This is a genomic window from Stenotrophomonas sp. Steno-Z10-HUANG, assembly GCF_056393075.1.
This window is the reverse complement of the sequence record NZ_JBWJPA010000003.1, coordinates 203,011-222,845: the sequence shown is the minus strand read 5'-3', so window position 1 is coordinate 222,845 and position 19,835 is coordinate 203,011. Positions and strand designations below refer to the sequence as shown.

Sequence of the window (19,835 nt, the reverse complement as noted above, 5' to 3'; positions counted from 1 at the left end):
AAAAACATGAGTCGTCATTACGAAGTCGTGTTCCTGGTCCACCCGGACCAGAGCGAACAGGTCCCGGCCATGGTCGAGCGCTACAAGGCGCTGGTCGAGGGCGGCAACGGCAAGATCCACCGCCTGGAAGACTGGGGCCGCCGCCAGCTGGCTTACCCGATCCAGAACCTGGTCAAGGCCCACTATGTTCTGATGAACATCGAAGCCGACCAGTCGGTGATGAACGAACTGACCGAAAGCTTCCGTTTCAACGACGCCGTGCTGCGCAACCTGGTCATCAAGCGTGACGAGGCCGAGACCGAGCAGTCGCTGATCATGAAGAGCAAGGATGAGAAGGGCGACAAGCCCGAGCGTGGCGAGCGCCGTCGTCGTGACGACGAAGAAGCTGCCAATTCCAACAATGAAGAAGCCGGCGACGACGCCGCCTCTGCCGAATAAGGAGTCAGCTCATGTCCAAGTTCTTCCGTCGCCGCAAGTTCTGCAAGTTCACGGCTGAAGGTGTGAAGGAGATCGACTACAAGGATCTCAACACCCTGCGCCAGTACCTGACCGAGAACGGCAAGATCGTGCCGAGCCGCGTCACCGGCACCAAGTCCAAGTACCAGCGTCAGCTGTCCACGGCGGTCAAGCGCGCCCGTTTCCTGGCGCTGATCCCGTACACGGACAACCACGACGTCTGAGTGCAGAAGTGAGTGCGGCGCATGCGCCGTAGAAGTGAGGAGTGAGATGTTTTCTCTCGCTTCTCACTCCTCTTGACTCACTCCTGACCCCACCCGTCCATTCGGACAGCAAGCGTTGCGGTGTCCTGCGGGGCATCGCTAACGAATAACGGAGCAAGAAAAATGAAGCTGATTCTGCTGCAGAAGGTGACCAACCTGGGCAACCTGGGCGACCTGGTCGACGTGAAGCCGGGCTACGGCCGCAACTTCCTGGTGCCGCACGGCAAGGCCGTGCCGGCCACCGAAGCCAACGTTGCCGCCTTCGAAGCCAAGCGCGCCGAGTACGAAGCCAAGGCCAAGGCGTCGCATGACGAAGCCGAAGCCCGCGCCGCCAAGTTCGCCGACGCCAGCGTCACCATCGGTGCGCATGCCTCGACCGAAGGCAAGCTGTACGGCTCGGTCGGCCCGCGCGACATCGCCGAGGCCTTCACCGCCGCCGGCCTGCCGCTGGAGAAGAGCGAAGTCATCCTCGGCGAGGGCGCTTTCCGTGCCGTCGGCGAGTACGACGTGCTGATCAAGCTGCACGCCGACGTGGAAGCCACCGTCAAGGTCATCGTCGAAGCCGACGCCTGATCCCTGCGGTTCACGTTGTACCCGGAACGGGCGCCGCAAGGCGCCCGTTCTTTTTTTGTCCGGTCGCGCGCGGCCCGGCCGCGGCCGGCCCCGGGCTGCCCGGGCCCCGCGCCACGGTGGAAGAGGGGCTTATACTCCCCGCAGACTGCTGTTCCCAAGCCCCGATTCCCCGCAGAACCCACGGTGCCGCCCCCCGGCCCGGCACTGGAACCTTGCCTGCCCCATGCGTCTATCCACGATCAAGCTCTCCGGTTTCAAGTCGTTCGTCGATCCCACGACGCTGCACCTGCCGACCAACATGACCGGCGTGGTCGGGCCCAACGGCTGCGGCAAGTCCAACATCATCGACGCGGTGCGCTGGGTGATGGGCGAGAGCTCGGCCAGCCGCCTGCGTGGTGACTCGCTGACCGACGTGATTTTCTCCGGCTCGGCTGGGCGCAAGCCGGTGTCGCAGGCCACGGTCGAGCTGATCTTCGACAACACCGACCACACCATCGCCGGCGAATACGCCTCGTTCAACGAGATCTCGGTCAAGCGCACGGTCAGCCGCGACGGCAGCAGCAACTACTACCTCAACGGCACCAAGTGCCGGCGCCGCGACATCACCGACCTGTTCCTCGGTACCGGCCTGGGCCCGCGCAGTTACTCGATCATCGAGCAGGGCATGATCAGCCAGATCATCGAGGCGCGCCCGGAAGACCTGCGCGTGTATCTGGAAGAGGCCGCCGGCATCTCCAAGTACAAGGAACGCCGCAAGGAAACCGAGACCCGCATCCGCCACACCCGCGAGAACCTGGACCGCCTGAACGACCTGCGCGAGGAGATCGGCAAGCAGCTCGAACACCTGCGCCGGCAGGCGCGCCAGGCCGAGCAGTACCAGGCGCTGCAGGAAGAGCGCCGGGTCAAGGACGCCGAATGGAAGGCGCTGGAATACCGCGGGCTGGACGGCCGCCTGGGCGGGCTGCGTGAAGCGCTGGCGCGCGAGGAGACCCGGCTGCAGCAGCTGGTGGCCGAGCAGCGCGAAGCCGAGAGCCGGATCGAGACCGGGCGCGTGCGCCGCGAGGAGGCCGCCGAAACCCTGTCCCGGGCGCAGGCCGACGTCTACCAGGTCGGCAGCACCCTGGCGCGGCTGGAACAGCAGATCCAGCACCAGCGCGAGATGGCGCAGCGCCTGCACAAGGCGCGCGACGAGACCCGCCAGGCCTTGGCCGAGCTGGGCCAGCACATCAGTGGCGACGAAGCCCGGCTGGCGGTGCTGCGCGAGGCGGTGGAGAACGCCGAGCCGCAGCTGGAGCAGCTGCAGGAAGAGAACGAATTCCGCCAGGAAGGACTGCGCGAAGCCGAGGCCGCGCTGCACGACTGGCAGCAGCGCTGGGAAGCGCACAACCGCAACACCTCCGAGGCCACCCGCTCGGGCGAGGTGGAGCGCACCCGTGTCGATTACCTCGACCGGCAGATACTGGAAGCCGATCGCCGCCGCGAAGCGCTGCTGGCCGAGCGCGCCGGGCTCGACGTCGAGGCCCTGGCCGAGGCGTTCGAGCAGCTGCAGCTGCAGCACGAATCGCAGGCCACCGTGCTCGATGAGCTGAACGAGCAGGTAGAGCTGCGCAGGGAAAGCGCGGCGGCACTGCAGGAACGGCAGCGCGCCAGCCAGGCCGAACTGGCCGAGGTGCGCAAGCAGGCGCAGGCCGCGCGCGGCCGCCTGTCTTCGCTGGAAACCCTGCAGCAGGCCGCGCTCGGCCAGGAGCAGGGCGCGGCGGTGGCCTGGCTGAAGGCGCAGGGGTTGGATTCGGCCGCGCGCGTGGGCGAGCGCATCACCGTCGAGAGCGGCTGGGAAAACGCGGTGGAAAGCGCGTTGGGCCAGTTGATCGAAGGCGTGCTGGTCGATGCGCCCGAAGCACTGGTCGATGCACTGGGCGAGCTGGGCGAGGGCCGCATCGCGCTGGTGGCTGATGCCGCGGGCGATGCGGATTTCGCGCCGACCTCGCTGGCCGCGCGGGTGCAGGGGCCACTGGCGATCCGCCGCCTGCTGGCGCGCCTGCATGGCGCCGAGGACCTGGCCGCGGCGCGCGCGCTGCAGCAACGCCTGGGCGAGGGCGACTCGGTCATCACCCGCAATGGCGAGCGCCTGGGCGAGGGCTGGGTGCGGGTGTCGCGGCAGGGGGCGGCCAAGCAGGGCGCGCTGCTGCGCGAGCGCGAGATCGTCACCCTGCGCGGGCAGATCGAGGAACTGCAGGAGCGCGAGGGCGGGCTCGAACGCCAGCTCGGCGCGTTCCGCGAGCAGCTGCTGGCCGCCGAGCAGCAGCGCGAGGAAGCGCAGCGGGCGTTGTACCAGGCGCATCGCAGTGCGTCCGAACTGGCCGGGCAGGTGCAGAGCCAGCGCGGCCGGCTGGAGTCGGCGCGCACCCGCATCGAGCGCATCGAGACCGAGCTTGCGCAGCTGCTGGAAGCGCTGGACGCCAGCCGCGAGCAGGCTGGCGAGGCGCGCGTGCGGCTGGAGGACGCGGTTTCCAGCATGGGCGACCTGGAAACCACGCGGCAGGCGCTGGAGGGCGAACGCCGCCAGCTGACCGAGGCCCGCGACCTGGCCCGCGACGCCGCGCGCAACGTGCGCGACAGCATGCATGCGCTGGCGCTGACGCTGGAGTCACAACGCGCGCAGATCGCCTCGCTGTCGCAGTCGCTCGAGCGCATGAGCACCCAGCGCGGACAGCTGGACTCGCGCCTGGGCGAGCTGCATTCGCAGCTGGACCAGGGCGACACGCCGGTGCAGGCGCTGGAGGCCGAACACCAGAACGCGCTGGCCGAGCGCGTGCGCGTGGACCGGGTGCTGGCCGAGGCGCGCGCGCAGCTGGACGGCATCGACGCCGAACTGCGCACGCTGGAGCAGACCCGCCACCAGCGCGACGAACAGGCGCTGGCGCAGCGCGAGCGCATTTCCCAGCGAAAGCTCGACCAGCAGGCGCTGGTGCTCAGCGCCGAGCAGCTGCAGGCGGCGGTGGAGAAGGCCGGCTTCGTGCTGGAGGACGTGGTCAACGCCCTGCCGGAGGACGCGCGCATCGGCGAATGGGAGCAGGCGGTGCAGCAGATCGACGCGCGCATGCGCCGGTTGGAGCCGGTCAACCTGGCCGCCATCCACGAGTACGGCGAGGCCTCGCAGCGCTCGGAGTACCTGGAATCGCAGCACGTGGACCTGACCACCGCGCTGGAGACGCTGGAAGAGGCGATCCGCAAGATCGACCGCGAGACCCGCGGCCGCTTCAAGGACACCTTCGACCGCGTCAACGCCGGCGTGCAGGCGCTGTATCCGCGCCTGTTCGGCGGTGGCCACGCCTACCTGGAGCTGACCGGCGAGGACCTGCTCGATACCGGCGTGACCATCATGGCGCGCCCGCCCGGCAAGCGCGTGTCCAGCATTTCGCTGCTGTCCGGTGGCGAGAAGGCGATGACCGCGGTGGCGCTGGTGTTCGCCATCTTCCAGCTCAACCCGGCGCCGTTCTGCCTGCTGGACGAGGTGGACGCGCCGCTGGACGAGGCCAACGTCGGCCGCCTGGCCAACATGGTCAAGGAAATGAGCGAGAAGGTGCAGTTCCTGTTCGTCAGCCACAACAAGGCGACGATGGAGGCCGCGCACCAGCTCTCCGGCGTCACCATGCGCGAGCCGGGCGTCAGCCGCCTAGTCAGCGTGGACCTGGAGGAAGCGGCGCGTTTGGCGGGCGCGGCCTGACGTGCCATGCTAGTTACCTGAACGAACCAGCCGGAGAACCTATCGAATGTCCGACACGGCACTGTTGCGTATCGGCATCCTTGCCGCCGGGCTGCTGCTGATCGCGGCGATCCTCCTGTTCGGGCGGCCGCGGAAGCCGGCGCAGGGCAAGCGCCGCGAACCGGCCGAAAGTGGCGAGCGGCCGCGGCGTGAGCCGGTGCTGGCGGCAGGCGAGGAGGGCGCCGACGCGGTCGCCGTGCCCGAGGCGGGCCAGGAGGCCGCCCAGCAGGAGCTGGGGCTGCCGGACGTGGACGCGCCGGGCAGCGAACTGGGCAAGCGCGCGACCCAGGATTTCGACAAGATCGTCTCGCTGTACGTGGCCGCGCGCGCCGGGTTGTCGCTGCGCGGCGAGGACATCGTGGTCGCCGCCGAAAAGACCGGGCTGGTGTTCGGCTACATGAACGTGTTCCACCGCATGGTCGAAGGCCACCCCGAGCGCGGGCCGATCTTCAGCATGGCCAGCATCATGAAGCCGGGCAGTTTCGACATGGCCCACATCCGCGAGATGGAAACCCCGGCCATCGCCTTCTTCCTGACCCTGCCGGCGCCGATGACCGCGCTCGACGCCTGGGAAAAGATGCTGCCCACCGTGCAGCGTATGGCCGAGCTGCTGGACGGCGTGGTCCTGGACGACAGCCGCAACGCGCTGGGGCGCCAGCGCATCGCCCACATCCGCGACGAACTGCGCGCCTACGACCGCCAGCACCAGGCGCCACCGCTGACCAAGCCGCCGCGCTGGTGAGCGCGCCGCGCTGACCACGGCAAGGGGGCGTCGCATGCGGCGCCCCTTGCTGTTTGCGCGGCCGGCCACACGCGTTGCATGCACCCGTGCGCGGGTAAAATCCGGGCATGACTTCCGAAGCCACCGCCCGCCGCCGCATCGCCGAACTCCGCCAGCAGCTGGCCACGGCCGCGCAGGCCTACCACGAGCATGACGAGCAGCTGATTCCCGATGCCGATTACGACCGGCTGCTGCGCGAACTGGAAGCGCTGGAGGCGGCCCATCCGCAGCTGGACAGCGCCGATTCCCCGACCCACCAGATCGGCGGCAGGCCGTCCTCGCGCTTTCCCGAGGTGGTGCACGCAATGCCGATGCTGTCGCTGGGCAATGCCTTCAGCGACGAGGAAGTGCGCGACTTCGTGCGCCGCATCGACGAGCGCCTGCAGCGCCGCACGCTGCTGTTCTCGGCCGAGCCCAAGCTTGATGGCCTGGCGATCAGCCTGCGCTACGAGGACGGCGTGTTCGTGCAGGGCGCGACCCGCGGCGACGGCAGCCGCGGCGAGGACGTCACCGCCAACCTGCGCCAGATCAAGGTGATCCCGGCCCGGCTCGAAGGCGCGGGCTGGCCGGCGGTGCTGGAGGTGCGAGGCGAGGTCTACATGCCGCGCGCCGATTTCGAGAAATACAACGAGCAGGCGCGGCTGCACGGCGGCAAGGTGCTGGCCAACCCGCGCAACGGCGCCGCCGGCTCGCTGCGCCAGCTCGATCCGCGGGTGAGCGCGCAGCGGCCGCTGAGTTTCTATGCCTACGGCACCGGCGAGGTCGAGGGCGGCGAGCTGCCGCCCACCCATTCGGCGACGCTGGCGCGGCTGGCGCAGTGGGGCTTCCCGGTGAGCGACCTGTGCCGGGTGGTCGAGGGTGTCGATGGACTGCTGGACTACTACCGCGACATCGGCGCGCGCCGCGACGGGCTGGCATTCGACATCGACGGCGTGGTCTACAAGCTCGACGACCGCGACGGCCAGCGCGAGATGGGCTTCGTCGCCCGCGCGCCGCGCTGGGCCATCGCCCACAAATTTCCGGCGCAGGAGCAGACCACCACGGTCGAGGCGATCGAGATCCAGATCGGCCGCACCGGCGCGGCCACGCCGGTGGCGCGCCTGCAGCCGGTGCAGGTGGCCGGGGTGACCGTCACCAACGCCACCCTGCACAACGCCGACCAGATCGCGCGGCTGGACGTGCGCGTGGGCGACAGCGTCATCGTGCGCCGCGCCGGCGACGTGATCCCCGAAGTGGTCAGCGTCATCCCCGGGCGCCGCCCGCCCGGCGCGCTGCCGTGGACGATGCCGGCGGCGTGCCCGGTATGTGGCGCCGAGATCGTGCGCGAGGAGGGCGCGGCGGTGTGGCGCTGCTCGGGCGAGCTGAGCTGCCCGGCGCAGCGCAAGGAGGCCATCGCCCATTTCGCCTCGCGCCGCGCGATGGACATCGACGGGCTCGGCGACAGGTACATCGAAATCCTGGTCGACGCCGGCATCGTGCGCGGCGTGGCCGATCTCTACCGCCTGCAGCGCGACACCCTGCTGCTGCTCAAGCTGGCGCTGGACGCGGCCGACCCCTCGGCGCTGGCCAACGGCATCGCCCCGCACCTGCCGGCCGAGGGCAGCGGCGAGTGGCTCAAGGCGCTGCTGCGCCTGGACGGCACCGATCCGCGGTGGCGCGCGCAGGCCCTGGCATTGCCGGCACGCTTCGAGTGGAACCCGAAGAAGATCGCCACCCGCTGGGCCGACAACCTGATCGCGGCCATCGACGCCAGCCGCACCACCACGCTGGAGCGGCTGCTGTTCGCGCTGGGCATCGAGCATGTCGGCGAGAGCACCGCCAAGGCGCTGGCGCAGTGGTTCGGCGACCTGGAACTGATCCGCCAGCTGCCGTGGCCGCTGTTCAAGCGGGTGCCCGATATCGGCGGCGAGGTGGCGCGCTCGCTGGGCCATTTCTTCGAGCAGGAAGGCAACCAGCAGGCGATCGACGCGCTGCTGCAGGTCGGGCGGGTGCGCATCGGCGATACCCACCTGCCGTCGCCGCGGCTGCGCGAAGGGCTGGACCTAGCGCAGCTGCTGGTCGAGGCCGAGATACCGGGCATCACCCGGCTGCGTGCGGAGAAGCTGGTGGCGGCGCTGCCGTCGGCGCAGCAGATCCTGGACGCCGAGCCGCAGCACCTGCTTGCCGCCGGGCTGCCCGAGGACACCGCGCACGGCCTGGCGCAATGGCTGGACAGCGACAACCACGGGCAGCTGCTGCTCAGGGGCGAGGCGCAGATGCGGCGCCTGCTGGAACTGGCCCCGGAGGCGGCCGCGCAGCCGGCCGGGCCGCTGGACGGCCAGACCGTGGTGCTGACCGGTACGCTGTCGGCGCTGACCCGCGACGCCGCCAAGGCCCGTCTGGAAGCGCTGGGCGCCAAGGTCGCCGGCAGCGTTTCGAAGAAGACCGCCTTCGTGGTTGCCGGCAGCGAGGCCGGCTCCAAACTGGACAAGGCCACCGAACTGGGCGTGGAGGTGTGGGACGAACCGCGCCTGCTCGCCTTCCTCACCGAACACGGACAACACCCATGAACCTGCGTTTCCGCCTCGCCACGCCCGAGGATTTCCCGCGCCTGCTCGCCATGGTGCGGGCGTTCTATGCCGAGGACCAGATCGCCTACGACGCGGCGCTGGTCGAGCCCGGCCTGCGCACCCTGCTGGCCGAGCCGGCCTGCGGCGCGGCCCTGCTGCTGGAGGGCGACGACGTGGCCGAGGCCGGCTACATCACCCTGGGCTGGTGCTTCAGCGTGGAGCAGGGCGGTCGCTTCGTGCTGCTGGACGAGCTGTACCTGGCCCCCGCCGCGCGGGGCCGCGGCTGGGGGCGGCAGGCGCTGGCGCTGGCGCGCGACTGGGCGATCGTCGAGGGCGCCAGCGTGATGCGGCTGGAAGTGAACCACCACAACGCCAGGGCCAGGGCGTTGTACCTGTCGGCCGGCTACCGCGACGACCAGCGCGACATCCTGACCCTGCCGCTGGCGGTGTCGCCGACGGGCCTGCATCCGTGATCGAGGCGCTGCAGCGGCGCGCGCGCCTGAACGCGCTGATCCGCGATTTCTTCGCGCGCCGCGGGGTGCTGGAGGTGGAAACGCCGATCCTGTCCGCGGCCGGCAACACCGAGCCGAACATCGACGGTTTCCAGACCCGCTTCAGCGGCCACGTCGACGCCGGCTCGCCGCTGCGCTGGCTGCGCACCTCGCCCGAGTACCCGCTCAAGCGGCTGCTCGCCGCCGGCGTCGGCGACTGCTATGAGCTCGGCCGGGTGTTCCGCAACGGCGAGGCCGGCGGCCGCCACAACCCCGAATTCACCATGCTCGAGTGGTATCGCGTCGGCTGGGACCACCATCGCCTGATCGAGGAGACGGTGGCGCTGGTGCGCGAGGCGCTGGCGATGGTCGGGCGCGAGGCGGCGCTGCAGGTACTGAGCTACCGCGAACTGTTCGTCGGCACGCTCGGCGTGGACCCGTTCAGCGCCGACGAGGCGCAGCTGCGCGCGCCGTTGGCCGGCGTCGGCCTCACTGCCGGCGGCCTCACCCGCGACGACTGGCTGGACCTGCTGATGACCCATCGCATCCAGCCTTGCTTTCCCGCCGACCGCATCACCGTGGTCCACGATTGGCCGGCGACGCAGGCCGCGCTGGCCCGCATCCGCCCCGGGCAGCCGCCGCTGGCCGAGCGCTTCGAGCTGTACCTGGGCGCGGTGGAGCTGGCCAACGGCTACCACGAGCTGAACGATGCGGTGGAGCAGCGCCAGCGCTTCCAGCGCGACCTGGCGGTACGCGCCGCGCGCGGTGACGTGCAGCCGCCGCTGGATGAGCGGTTCCTGGCCGCGTTGCCGGCCCTGCCGCATTGCGCCGGCGTGGCGGTGGGCGTGGACCGGCTGTTGATGGCGCTGGCCGGAACCGGCCGCATCGCCGACGTGCTGGCCTTCGATTTCGCCCACGCCTGAGCGCGCGGCCGGCGCGGCAGCGCCCCCGGCATGCGGGCATTGCACGCGCGCGTGCCCGGTTGCCGGTGCCGTGCCCGCTGCGCGCATGTATTGCCTGCGCACCGCCGATGATGCTCTGATCACGCCTGCGGGCGCAGTGTGTGTGCCGGCGGAGTCCATCCGATTGCAGCGCGGGAAGGTCTGATGAAGGGTGTGTGCGGCCTGTTGCCAGCACTGTGGCTGTTGCCGATGCCAGCCATGGCGGGGCCCGACGACACGGCGCCAGCGCCGGCGCAGGTGGTGCGTTGCGAATCGGAAGATGGCGTGCGCCAGCGCTGCGCGATGGATGTCTCGCGTGGCGTGCAGCTGGTGCGCCAGCTGTCCACCCAGAGCTGCATCCGCGAGACCAGCTGGGGCGTGGACGAGCGCGGGATCTGGGTCAGCCGCGGCTGCCGCGCCGAGTTCGCGCCCGAACAACCGGCGCCCGGGCAACGCCTGGTGCGGCGCATGGTCCGCTGTGAATCCAAGGGCCGCACCGTGACCTGCCCGGTGCTGCTGCGTGGCGCGCCGGTACGCCTGATCCGCCAGCAGTCGCTGCTGCCCTGCAGGGAAGGGCGTACCTGGGGATACGGGCGCAACGAGATCTGGGTGAGCCGTGGCTGCGAGGGGCAGTTCGAGGTCGGTGCCGAGGATGGCTCCGGATTCGTCGACGTCCCGCGCCAGGTCATCTGCGAGTCGAAGAGCGAGATGCGCCGCGAGTGCGGAGTAAGCGTGGAGCGCAAGGTCACGCTGGTCAGGCAGTTGTCCAACGCGGCCTGCGAGGAAGGACGCAGCTGGGGCTGGGACCGCGCCGGCATCTGGGTGGACAAGGGCTGCCGCGCCGAGTTTTCCGCCGATTGACGGCGGCCCGTACAATGGCGCGATGAACGACAACCACGCCATCGACTACGCCCGTTACGACCACATCCGCCCGATCCGCTGGACCGGCGACGCCTTGGAGCTGCTGGACCAGCGCAGACTGCCGTTCGTCGTCGAGCACGTGCTGTGCGGCGACAGTGATGCGGTCGCCGCCGCCATCCATGCGCTCACCGTGCGTGGCGCGCCGGCGATCGGCATCGCCGCGGCCTGGGGCGTGGTGCTGGCCGCGCGCGAGGTCGATGCCGGCGATGGCGCCGCCGCGCTGCAGGCGCTGGAACCGGCGATGGCGCGGCTCAATGCCGCGCGCCCGACCGCGGTCAACCTGGCGTGGGCGCTGGCGCGCATGCGCCGCGCACTGGCCGCGGCCGGCAGCGACTGGCGGCAGGTGCTGGCGCTGGAGGCGCAGGCGATCGCCGACGAGGACCTGGCCGCCAACCGGCACATGGGCGAGCGCGGGGCGGCCCTGATCGCGCCCGGCAGCGGCGTGCTGACCCACTGCAACACCGGCTCGCTGGCCACCGCCGGCTTCGGCACCGCGTTGGGCGTGATCCGCGCGGGCGTGGCCCAGGGGCGCATCGCCCGGGTGTTCGCCGGCGAGACCCGGCCGTGGCTGCAGGGCGCGCGCCTGACGGTGTGGGAGCTGCAGCAGGACGGCATCGATGCCACCCTGGTCGCCGACTCGGCGGCGTCGCACCTGATGAAGACCGGCGCGGTGCAGTGGGTGGTGGTCGGCGCCGACCGCATCTGCGCCAACGGCGACACCGCCAACAAGATCGGCACCTACCAGCTGGCCATCGCCGCGCGCCACCACGGGGTCAAGTTCATGGTGGTGGCGCCGTCCTCGACCGTGGACATGGGCACCGCCCATGGCGATGCGATCGAGATCGAGCAGCGCGACCCGGGCGAACTGTTCGGGGTCGGCGGCGTGCGCACCGTGGCCGAGGGCATCCAGGCCTGGAACCCGGTGTTCGACGTGACCCCGGGCAGCCTGATCGACGCCATCGTGACCGAGAAGGGCGTGATCCTGGACCCCGACAGCGCGGCCATGCGCGCGGCGTTCGGCGGCTGACCCCGGGGCTGGCGCGGGCGCCGGCGGCGGGCTGCCGGCGGCGGTGCGGTAAAACCGCTGCTGACGCTGCCGCGCAGCAGCTAAGTCCCTGATTTATTCCGTTAAAAGTGCTGCCGCCCGAGGCGGCAGACGGCGCCGTGTGGTAAACTCGGCCACTTGAATCGGGCTTGTGCCGGGACCGCCCACAAGGGCCGTCGGCGCTGCTCCGGACCGCTACCAGAATACGGAATCCGAATGGCAGAAACCGCCAAGGAAATCATCCAGGTCAACCTGGAAGACGAGATGCGCAAGAGCTACCTCGATTACGCCATGAGCGTGATCGTGGGCCGCGCGCTCCCCGACGCCCGCGATGGCCTCAAGCCGGTCCATCGCCGCGTCCTCTACGCGATGCAGGAGCTTGGCGCGCACGCCAACAAGCCGTACTACAAGTCGGCGCGCATCGTCGGTGACGTCATCGGCAAGTACCACCCGCACGGCGACAGCGCGGTCTACGATACGCTGGTGCGCATGGCGCAGCCGTTCTCGCTGCGCTACATGCAGATCGACGGCCAGGGCAACTTCGGCTCGGTCGACGGCGACAGCCCGGCGGCGATGCGTTACACCGAATCGCGCCTGTCGCGGATCAGCCACGAGATGCTGGCCGACATCGACAAGGAAACCGTCGATTTCCAGCCCAACTACGACGAGAAGGAACTGGAGCCGACGGTCCTGCCGACGCGCTTCCCGAACCTGCTGGTCAATGGCTCGGCCGGCATCGCGGTGGGCATGGCCACCAACATCCCGCCGCACAACCTCACCGAATCCATCAACGCCTGCATCGCGCTGATCGACAACCCGTCGATCGACGTGGACGGGCTGATGGAGTACATCCCGGGGCCTGATTTCCCGACCGCCGGCATCATCAACGGTACCGCCGGCATCATCGCCGGCTACCGCACCGGCCGTGGCCGCGTGCGCATCCGCGCCAGGGCCGACATCGAAGTGGCCGACAACGGCCGCGAGTCGATCATCGTCACCGAGATTCCCTACCAGGTGAACAAGGCGCGGCTGATCGAGAAGATCGCCGAGCTGGTCAAGGAAAAGAAGCTCGAGGGCATCAGCGAGCTGCGCGACGAGTCCGACAAGGACGGCATGCGCATCTACATCGAGGTCAAGCGCGGCGAATCGGCCGAGGTGGTGCTGAACAACCTGTACCAGCAGACCCAGATGGAGTCGGTGTTCGGCATCAACATGGTGGCGCTGGTCGACGGCCGCCCGAAGCTGCTGAACCTCAAGGAGATGCTGGAGGCGTTCGTCCGCCACCGCCGCGAGGTGGTCACCCGCCGCACCATCTTCGAACTGCGCAAGGCGCGCGCCCGCGCGCACGTGCTGGAAGGCCTGACCGTCGCGCTGGCCAACATCGACGAGATGATCGAGCTGATCAAGACCTCGTCCAACCCCGCCGAGGCCAAGGAGCGCATGCTCGCCAAGGTGTGGGAGCCGGGCCTGGTCGGCGCGCTGCTGGGTGCCGCCGGCGCCGAGGCCTCGCGTCCGGAAGACCTGCCCAGGGGCATTGGCCTGGTCGACGGCCACTACCAGTTGTCCGACGTGCAGGCCACCCAGATCCTGGAAATGCGCCTGCACCGCCTCACCGGCCTGGAGCAGGACAAGCTCACCGAGGAATACAGGCAGCTGCTGGACGTGATCGCCGGGCTGATCCACATCCTGGAAAATCCCGATCGCCTGCTGCAGGTGATCCGTGAGGAGCTGGAGAGCGTGCGCGCCGAGTACGGCGACGAGCGCCGCACCGAGATCCGCCACAGCGAGGAAGACCTGGACATCCTCGACCTGATCGCGCCGGAGGACGTGGTGGTGACGCTGTCGCGCGCCGGCTACGTCAAGCGCCAGCCGGTGTCGGCCTACCGTGCGCAGAAGCGCGGCGGCCGCGGCCGCAGCGCGGCGGCGACCAAGGACGAGGATTCGATCGAACAGCTGTGGCTGGTCAACACCCATGACACGCTGCTGACATTCACCAGTTCCGGCAAGGTGTTCTGGTTGCCGGTGTACCAGCTGCCGGAGGCCGGCTCCAACGCGCGTGGCCGCCCGATCATCAACTGGATCGCGCTGGAGAACGGCGAGCGCGTGCAGGCGGTGCTGCCGGTGCGCGAGTACGACGACAACCACTTCGTGTTCTTCGCCACCCGCAACGGCACGGTCAAGAAGACCCCGCTGAGCGAATTCGCGTTCCGCCTGGCGCGCGGCAAGATCGCCATCAACCTGGACGAGGGCGATGCGCTGGTCGGCGTCGGCCTGACCGATGGCGGGCGCGACATCCTGCTGTTCGCCTCCAACGGCAAGACCGTGCGCTTCGGCGAGGACCGGGTGCGTTCGATGGGCCGTACCGCCACCGGCGTGCGCGGCATCAAGATGGCCAAGGGCGAGGAAGTGGTCAGCCTGATCGTGGCCGAAAGCGCCGGCGGCGCCGAGGACGAGAACGAGGACGACAACGGCGTCGAGGAGATCGCGGCCGAGGGCGGCGAGATCATCGAGTCGGCCGACGATGCCGGCGTGCAGTACATCCTCACCGCCACCGAGAACGGTTACGGCAAGCGCACGCCGCTGGCCGACTACCCGCGCAAGGGGCGTGGCACGCAGGGCGTGATCGGCATCCAGACCAGCGAGCGCAACGGCAGGCTGGTCAGCGCGGTGCTGCTGGGCACGGGCGACGAGGTGCTGCTGATCTCCGATGGTGGCACCCTGGTGCGCACCCGCGGTTCGGAAATCTCGCGCGTGGGCCGCAACACCCAGGGCGTGACCCTGATCCGCCTGTCCAAGGGCGAGAAGCTGCAGGCGGTCGAACGCCTGGATGCGTCGCTGCAGTCGGGCGACGACGCCGACGAGGATCCGGTGTCCGACGGGGCGGAGCAGGGCGTGCCGGTATCGGAGGGCTGAAAAGCCACCGTCCGCGTTGCATGAAAGCGCCGGCGCAAGCCGGCGTTTTTTTTGCCGCCCGTCCGTCCAAGCGGGTTGTCGCGCGGCGTTCGCCAGGCAGGCCTGCCGGTACGGTGGCCGTGGCCGCTGCGCTGGACCTGTCTTGAGGCATCGCGTGCGGTGTGTTGAAGGCTGGTGCGGCAGCGGGCCCGTCGCGCTCGCGGCTTTTCCGGAGCGCAAAAAAAAACAGCAGGCAATGCCTGCTGTTCGGTGTAATGGCGCGCCCGGAGAGATTCGAACTCCCGACCGCCTGGTTCGTAGCCAGGTACTCTATCCAACTGAGCTACGGGCGCGTTTTACCTTTATTGTTCTGACGGGGAGCACTGTATGTGCAGTGTTCCAAACTGGCGCGCCCGGAGAGATTCGAACTCCCGACCGCCTGGTTCGTAGCCAGGTACTCTATCCAACTGAGCTACGGGCGCGTCGTCAGGAGCGGAATTATGCGGATATGACGCGCAGGCGTCAACGCTTTTGTGAAATTTTCCTATAACGCTGCCGATGCCAGCGCATCGGCGACGATGGCCGGTGATTTCATCCAGCTGAAATGGTCCGCGCGGGTGCCCAGCTCGCTGCCGGACAGGATCCGCAGCGTCGCCGGCGCGGCCGGCAGCTTGGACAGCAGGTGGCGCATGGATCCGGCCGGGGCCAGCCAATCGGCCTCGAACAGCAGCGCGTTCACCGGCAGCGCGAGCGCGCGCATCGCCGCCTCCAGGTCGACCGCCAGCCCCGCCGCGGCGTAACGGCCGCTGAGGCCCACCCGGGCCCAGTCCTGGATCAGGCCGCGTGCCTCGTTGCCGCCGAAGCCGAGCTGGCGCCCGGGCAGCGCCCCGCGCCGGTGCGCCAGCCAGGGCAGGAAACGGTAGGCCGACGGCAGCAGCCAGCGCCGCGGCGCCGGGAAACCCGGCCACCACGGGGTGCCACTGGCGACCAGCCAGAGCGCGGTGAACGCCTCCGGGTGCAGGCCGGCATGGCAGCACGCCAGTTGTCCGCCGAGGCTGTGCCCGCCCAGCCGCAGCGCGAGCCCGGGCAGCGCCGAGCGGACCGCTGCCTCGGCGGCGGGGAGGTCGTGCAGCAGCAGCTCGCGATAGCCCCAGTCGTCGCGCCTGCCGGCGCGCAGGCTGCTGCTGCCGTTGCCGCGCCATTCGTGCACGAATACGGCGACGTCGCGTGCGCCCAGGGCCTCGGCCAGCGCCAGATAGTGGCGGGCGGCCACGCCCAGGGCGGGCAGCCACAGCACCGCCGCCCGCGGCTGCGCGGGTACCTGGGCGAGCAGCTGGAAGCGGTGTCCGTCGGCCGCGGCGACGTCGATGACGGTATGCGCGCTCATGCCGGCCCGGCGGCGCCGAAGTGATCCAGCACCATGACCTCGCCGCGCCCGGGGTGGTAGCCGTTGCGCAGCCCGCGGGCCACGTAGTCGATGGCGGCCCCGCAGGCATTGGGCAGCGACAGCCCGCGGCACAGCTGCGCGGCGATGGCCGCCGCGAGGGTGCAGCCGGTGCCGTGCGCATTTACCGGCAGCCGGGCGTGGCTGAACTCCTCGCCGGTGACGCCATCGAAGTAGCGGTCGATCACCCGCGGGCCTTCATCCAGGTGCCCGCCCTTGAGCAGCACCGCCCCGGCGCCGAGCCCGAGCAGCGCGGCGGCGGCGTCCTCGGCCTCGCCGGCGTTGCCGATGCGGCGACCGAGCAGCAGTTCGGCCTCGGGCGCATTCGGCGTGAGCAGCGTGGCCAGCGGCAGCAGGCGCTCGCGCAGCGCGCGCAGCGCGCTGGCTTCCAGCAGGCGCGCGCCGCTGGTGGCGACCATCACCGGGTCCAGCACCACCTGCGGCGGCCGGCGCGTTTCCAGCACGTCGGCGACCAGGTGGATGACATCGGCGTTGGCGAGCATGCCGAGCTTGACCCCGTGGATGTCGAAATCATCGAAGCAGGCGTCGAGCTGGGCCTGCAGGAATTCCAGCGGCGGCACGTGCACGGCGACGACGCCGCGGGTGTTCTGTGCGGTCAGCGCGGCGATCGCGGACAGGCCATGCACGCGGTGCGCGGCGAAGGCCTTGAGGTCGGCCTGGATGCCGGCGCCGCCACCCGAATCGGAGCCGGCGATGGTGAGGACGGAAACGGGAGTGGAAGGCGTCATGGCACGATTGTGCCGCGTTTGGCCTGCTGCTGCCGTCAGGGCGCGGGGTACAGGTGCTGCGACAGCCGGTAGATGATGTAGGTGGCGCCGGTGCAGCCGGTCAGCAGCGCCGGCGCGAGCAGCGCGTCGTACCCGTAACGCTGGAACAGCCAGGCGCCGATGATGCCGCCGGCGAGGAAGCCGCTGATGATCAGCCCGCTCAGCGTCAGCCGCCGCATCTGCAGCGGCAGCCCGCGCAGCAGATGGCCCAGGCCGATGCCCAGGTCGGTGAACATGCCGCTGAGGTGGGTGGTGCGCACCACCGCGCCGCTGAAAGTGGTGACCATGGCGTTCTGCAGGCCGCAGGCCATGGCCGCGGCCAGCGCGCCCCATATCTGCTGTTGCTTGAACAACGGGATCGCCACCAGCAGCAACAGCGATTCGATGGTCAGCACCACGCCGTAGCGCCGGCCCAGCCGCAAGGTGCCGTCCTGCACGATCAGCCCGCTGAGCATGGCGCCCAGCGAGAAGGCGATCAGCATGCCCCACAGGTGCGACACGCTGCGCCAGTCGCGCTGCGCCAGGGCCATGCCGAGCTGGCTGGTGGTACCGGTGAGGTGGCTGACCGCCTGGTGCTCGAAGCCGAGGAAGCCGACCACGTTGACCATGCCGGCCACGCAGGACAGCGCGATCGCGCCGATCCATACCCAGCGGGGGAGCTGTATGCCCATGGCGCTGACGGTACCGCCGGCCCGCTCAGAAACCGCCGTTGCGGGCGATCTCGGAGAAGCTGCCGGTCTGCGGGTCGTACACCGCCCCCCAGAAGGCCGCGCCGCCGTCGCAGACCCGCACCGCCTCGCGCGCCGGGTTGGTCTTGTCGTGGTCGGGCAGGGTGAAGGCGTTGATGTAGATCAGCTGCCGGCCCCGCGCGATGAAGCCCACGTACTGGCGGTTGGAGCGTGCCGGCTCGGCGATGGTGGGCTGCAGCTGCTGCAGGCGGCTTTCCAGCGCGTCGATCTGCGCGCGGCTGGGCGCCCAGTAACCGCTGACGCCATCGGGCTGCCTGGCGGGACTGTCGCGCGAGCAGGTGTCGAGCACCTGCGCGGCGACGAGCGGGCGCGTGACCACCCACGACTGCCCGGCCTTGATCGCTGTCGGCACGGTGGCGCCGGGCTTCACGTTGGCCGGCGTGCAGGCGGCCAGCGCGAGCAGGCCGGGGACGAACAGGAGCAGGGAACGGGCGGCTTTCACGGCGACTCCGGGCAGTGCGTGGCGGACTTCAGGCAGTGGTGGCAGGGGCGGGCGCGTAGCTCTCAAGGTAACCACAACCGGTGCAGCGATAGGTGCGCGTGGCCAGTTTCTGGCGCGGCGTCTTCAGGCCCATCCAGAACGACTTCTGCGGCTGGCCTTCCACCCAGGCCGTGATCGAGCGTTCATTGGCATGACCCTCCTCCAGCAGATAGCCGGGGTGCATCGGAGCGTGGCATTTGCAGCATTCCAGTTCGGGATGGGTCATGGGCATGGGCGCTCGGGAGGGCGGGGCATCGCGTCGGCGACGTTACAGTACTTCGGATGCGTAATCGGCCAGCCGCGAGCGCTCGCCGCGGCGCAGGGTGATGTGCGCGCTGTGCGGCCAGTTCTTGAAGCGGTCCACGGCGTAGGTCAGGCCCGAGGTGGTCTCGGTCAGGTAGGGCGTATCGATCTGTTCGACGTTGCCCAGGCAGACGATCTTGGTGCCGGGGCCGGCGCGGGTGATCAGCGTCTTCATCTGCTTCGGGGTGAGGTTCTGCGCCTCGTCCAGGATCAGGTAGCGCGACAGGAAAGTGCGCCCGCGCATGAAGTTCAGCGAACGGATCTTGATGCGCGAGGCCAGCAGGTCGTTGGTGGCCGCGCGGCCCCAGGCGCCGCCTTCCTGGTTGTGGGTGAGCACTTCCAGGTTGTCGGTGAGCGCGCCCATCCATGGCGTCATCTTCTCTTCCTCGGTGCCGGGCAGGAAGCCGATGTCCTCGCCGACGCTGACCGTGGCGCGGGTCATGATGATCTCGCGGTAGCGCTGGGTGTCCATGGTCTGCGCCAGGCCGGCGGCCAGCGCCAGCAGGGTCTTGCCGGTGCCGGCGGTGCCGAGCAGGGTGACGAAGTCGATCTCCGGGTCCATCAGCGCGTTGAGCGCGAAGTTCTGCTCGCGGTTGCGCGCGGTGATGCCCCACACCGAATGCGCGCCGTGGCGGAAGTCATCGACCAGGGTCAGGGTGATGCGGCCATCGGCCTCGACCCGGGCGACCTTGAGTTCGACCTCGTCATCGCCCGGCAGGTAGACGTACTGGTTGGGGAACCACTGTTCGTCGTCAGTGGCGCGGATCTCGTAGCTGGTGCGGCCCTTGTCGCTCCAGCTGCGCAGGTCGCTTGCGTGCTTCTTCCAGAAATCCTCGGGCAGCGCGGTGGCGCCGGTGTACAGCAGGCTGAAGTCGTCCAGCGCGCGGTCGTTCTCGTAATCCTCCGAGTTGATCCCGGCGATGGCCGCCTTGATCCGCAGGTTGATGTCCTTGGACACGAACACCACCGGCACGTCCGGGGTCTGTTCCTTCAGCGCCAGGATCGCGCCGAGGATCGCGTTGTCCGGGATCACCGCGCCGAAGCTCTTGCCGGCCTCGAAATGGCTGGTCTGGAAGTACAGGTGGCCGGCGCTGCGCGCGCCGCGCAACTGCAGTCCCTGCGGCAGCACCAGCGGCACGCCTCTGGCGATGCCGCCGATGCCGGAGGCCTCGATCAGCTCGTTGAGGAAGCGGCTGACCTGGCGCGCGTTGCGGCTGGCCTCGGAGGTGCCCTTCTTGCCGTTGTCCAGTTCCTCGATCACCTGCATCGGCAGGTAGACGTCGTGCTCCTCGAATTTGAACAGCGCGGTCGGATCGTGCATCAGCACGTTGGTATCCAGCACGTAGATGCGCTTGCCTCGGGTCATCGTCGATTCCTGGTTACGGGCAGGGA

17 protein-coding genes and 2 tRNA genes are annotated in these 19,835 nt (G+C 69.7%); 11 read left to right on the top strand and 8 right to left on the bottom strand.

Annotated elements, in window-relative coordinates:
* Positions 1-6: 6 nt before the first annotated feature.
* The 11 genes from rpsF to gyrA all read left to right on the top strand — a co-directional run bounded on the left by rpsF (position 7) and on the right by gyrA (position 14,699).
* On the top strand, positions 7-438 hold the full coding sequence (gene rpsF / locus AC06E6_RS06110) for a 30S ribosomal protein S6 (RefSeq protein ID WP_104939042.1): 432 nt from the start codon (positions 7-9) through the stop codon (positions 436-438).
* An 11-nt stretch (positions 439-449) separates the two neighbouring features.
* Positions 450-680 carry a 30S ribosomal protein S18 gene (gene rpsR / locus AC06E6_RS06105; protein WP_054666474.1) on the top strand — a complete coding sequence of 77 codons (231 nt, stop codon included), beginning with the start codon at positions 450-452 and terminating at the stop codon, positions 678-680.
* A gap of 162 nt (positions 681-842) precedes the next feature.
* Complete coding sequence (gene rplI / locus AC06E6_RS06100) at positions 843-1,292, top strand: 50S ribosomal protein L9 (protein ID WP_104939041.1); 450 nt, start codon at positions 843-845, stop codon at positions 1,290-1,292.
* Between the two features lie 223 nt (positions 1,293-1,515).
* Complete coding sequence (smc, locus tag AC06E6_RS06095) at positions 1,516-5,019, top strand: chromosome segregation protein SMC (RefSeq protein WP_240211962.1); 3,504 nt, start codon at positions 1,516-1,518, stop codon at positions 5,017-5,019.
* A 46-nt stretch (positions 5,020-5,065) separates the two neighbouring features.
* The gene (zipA, locus tag AC06E6_RS06090) at positions 5,066-5,800 is read left to right on the top strand and encodes a cell division protein ZipA (protein ID WP_161614071.1); all 735 of its coding nucleotides are present in this window, start codon (positions 5,066-5,068) and stop codon (positions 5,798-5,800) included.
* Positions 5,801-5,907: 107 nt separating this feature from the next.
* Complete coding sequence (gene ligA / locus AC06E6_RS06085; protein ID WP_240211963.1) at positions 5,908-8,388, top strand: NAD-dependent DNA ligase LigA; 2,481 nt, start codon at positions 5,908-5,910, stop codon at positions 8,386-8,388.
* Positions 8,385-8,861 carry a GNAT family N-acetyltransferase gene (locus tag AC06E6_RS06080; protein ID WP_161614073.1) on the top strand — a complete coding sequence of 159 codons (477 nt, stop codon included), beginning with the start codon at positions 8,385-8,387 and terminating at the stop codon, positions 8,859-8,861. Before ligA ends, AC06E6_RS06080 begins: the two co-directional genes overlap by 4 nt.
* Positions 8,858-9,802 carry an EF-P lysine aminoacylase EpmA gene (gene epmA, locus AC06E6_RS06075; protein WP_478060596.1) on the top strand — a complete coding sequence of 315 codons (945 nt, stop codon included), beginning with the start codon at positions 8,858-8,860 and terminating at the stop codon, positions 9,800-9,802. Before AC06E6_RS06080 ends, epmA begins: the two co-directional genes overlap by 4 nt.
* Before the next feature lie 183 nt (positions 9,803-9,985).
* Positions 9,986-10,681: a DUF3011 domain-containing protein gene (locus tag AC06E6_RS06070; RefSeq protein WP_240211965.1), complete on the top strand. Its 696-nt coding sequence runs from the start codon at positions 9,986-9,988 to the stop codon at positions 10,679-10,681.
* A gap of 22 nt (positions 10,682-10,703) precedes the next feature.
* Complete coding sequence (gene mtnA / locus AC06E6_RS06065; RefSeq protein WP_240211966.1) at positions 10,704-11,768, top strand: S-methyl-5-thioribose-1-phosphate isomerase; 1,065 nt, start codon at positions 10,704-10,706, stop codon at positions 11,766-11,768.
* A gap of 234 nt (positions 11,769-12,002) precedes the next feature.
* The gene (gyrA, locus tag AC06E6_RS06060) at positions 12,003-14,699 is read left to right on the top strand and encodes a DNA gyrase subunit A (RefSeq protein ID WP_240211967.1); all 2,697 of its coding nucleotides are present in this window, start codon (positions 12,003-12,005) and stop codon (positions 14,697-14,699) included.
* Between the two features lie 255 nt (positions 14,700-14,954).
* On the opposite strand, the gene AC06E6_RS06055 is transcribed toward gyrA, so the two are convergent.
* The 8 genes from AC06E6_RS06055 to AC06E6_RS06020 all read right to left on the bottom strand — a co-directional run bounded on the left by AC06E6_RS06055 (position 14,955) and on the right by AC06E6_RS06020 (position 19,809).
* A tRNA-Arg gene (locus tag AC06E6_RS06055) sits at positions 14,955-15,031 on the bottom strand.
* Between the two features lie 52 nt (positions 15,032-15,083).
* Positions 15,084-15,160 (bottom strand) — tRNA-Arg (locus tag AC06E6_RS06050).
* A gap of 62 nt (positions 15,161-15,222) precedes the next feature.
* Positions 15,223-16,065, bottom strand: a complete 843-nt coding sequence (locus AC06E6_RS06045; protein WP_240211968.1) for an alpha/beta hydrolase family protein — start codon at positions 16,063-16,065, stop codon at positions 15,223-15,225.
* A complete protein-coding gene (thiD, locus tag AC06E6_RS06040; RefSeq protein WP_240211969.1) occupies positions 16,062-16,871 on the bottom strand; it encodes a bifunctional hydroxymethylpyrimidine kinase/phosphomethylpyrimidine kinase in 810 nt (269 codons plus the stop codon). The genes AC06E6_RS06045 and thiD overlap by 4 nt, the downstream gene beginning before the upstream one ends.
* 35 nt (positions 16,872-16,906) lie before the next feature.
* Positions 16,907-17,581 carry a YoaK family protein gene (locus AC06E6_RS06035; RefSeq protein ID WP_104940213.1) on the bottom strand — a complete coding sequence of 225 codons (675 nt, stop codon included), beginning with the start codon at positions 17,579-17,581 and terminating at the stop codon, positions 16,907-16,909.
* Between the two features lie 25 nt (positions 17,582-17,606).
* The gene (locus tag AC06E6_RS06030; RefSeq protein ID WP_427851842.1) at positions 17,607-18,101 is read right to left on the bottom strand and encodes a hypothetical protein; all 495 of its coding nucleotides are present in this window, start codon (positions 18,099-18,101) and stop codon (positions 17,607-17,609) included.
* A 28-nt stretch (positions 18,102-18,129) separates the two neighbouring features.
* Complete coding sequence (locus AC06E6_RS06025) at positions 18,130-18,366, bottom strand: hypothetical protein (protein ID WP_158681870.1); 237 nt, start codon at positions 18,364-18,366, stop codon at positions 18,130-18,132.
* 42 nt (positions 18,367-18,408) lie between these two features.
* Positions 18,409-19,809, bottom strand: a complete 1,401-nt coding sequence (locus AC06E6_RS06020; protein WP_240211970.1) for a PhoH family protein — start codon at positions 19,807-19,809, stop codon at positions 18,409-18,411.
* Positions 19,810-19,835 lie beyond the last annotated feature (26 nt).

Coding starts and splice junctions, on each gene's coding strand:
- rpsF (WP_104939042.1), top strand. CDS start 7: ATGAGTCGTCATTACGAAGTCGTGTTCCTGGTCCACCCGGACCAGAGC.
- rpsR (WP_054666474.1), top strand. CDS start 450: ATGTCCAAGTTCTTCCGTCGCCGCAAGTTCTGCAAGTTCACGGCTGAA.
- rplI (WP_104939041.1), top strand. CDS start 843: ATGAAGCTGATTCTGCTGCAGAAGGTGACCAACCTGGGCAACCTGGGC.
- smc (WP_240211962.1), top strand. CDS start 1,516: ATGCGTCTATCCACGATCAAGCTCTCCGGTTTCAAGTCGTTCGTCGAT.
- zipA (WP_161614071.1), top strand. CDS start 5,066: ATGTCCGACACGGCACTGTTGCGTATCGGCATCCTTGCCGCCGGGCTG.
- ligA (WP_240211963.1), top strand. CDS start 5,908: ATGACTTCCGAAGCCACCGCCCGCCGCCGCATCGCCGAACTCCGCCAG.
- AC06E6_RS06080 (WP_161614073.1), top strand. CDS start 8,385: ATGAACCTGCGTTTCCGCCTCGCCACGCCCGAGGATTTCCCGCGCCTG.
- AC06E6_RS06070 (WP_240211965.1), top strand. CDS start 9,986: ATGAAGGGTGTGTGCGGCCTGTTGCCAGCACTGTGGCTGTTGCCGATG.
- mtnA (WP_240211966.1), top strand. CDS start 10,704: ATGAACGACAACCACGCCATCGACTACGCCCGTTACGACCACATCCGC.
- gyrA (WP_240211967.1), top strand. CDS start 12,003: ATGGCAGAAACCGCCAAGGAAATCATCCAGGTCAACCTGGAAGACGAG.
- AC06E6_RS06045 (WP_240211968.1), bottom strand. CDS start 16,065: ATGAGCGCGCATACCGTCATCGACGTCGCCGCGGCCGACGGACACCGC.
- thiD (WP_240211969.1), bottom strand. CDS start 16,871: ATGACGCCTTCCACTCCCGTTTCCGTCCTCACCATCGCCGGCTCCGAT.
- AC06E6_RS06035 (WP_104940213.1), bottom strand. CDS start 17,581: ATGGGCATACAGCTCCCCCGCTGGGTATGGATCGGCGCGATCGCGCTG.
- AC06E6_RS06025 (WP_158681870.1), bottom strand. CDS start 18,366: ATGACCCATCCCGAACTGGAATGCTGCAAATGCCACGCTCCGATGCAC.
- AC06E6_RS06020 (WP_240211970.1), bottom strand. CDS start 19,809: ATGACCCGAGGCAAGCGCATCTACGTGCTGGATACCAACGTGCTGATG.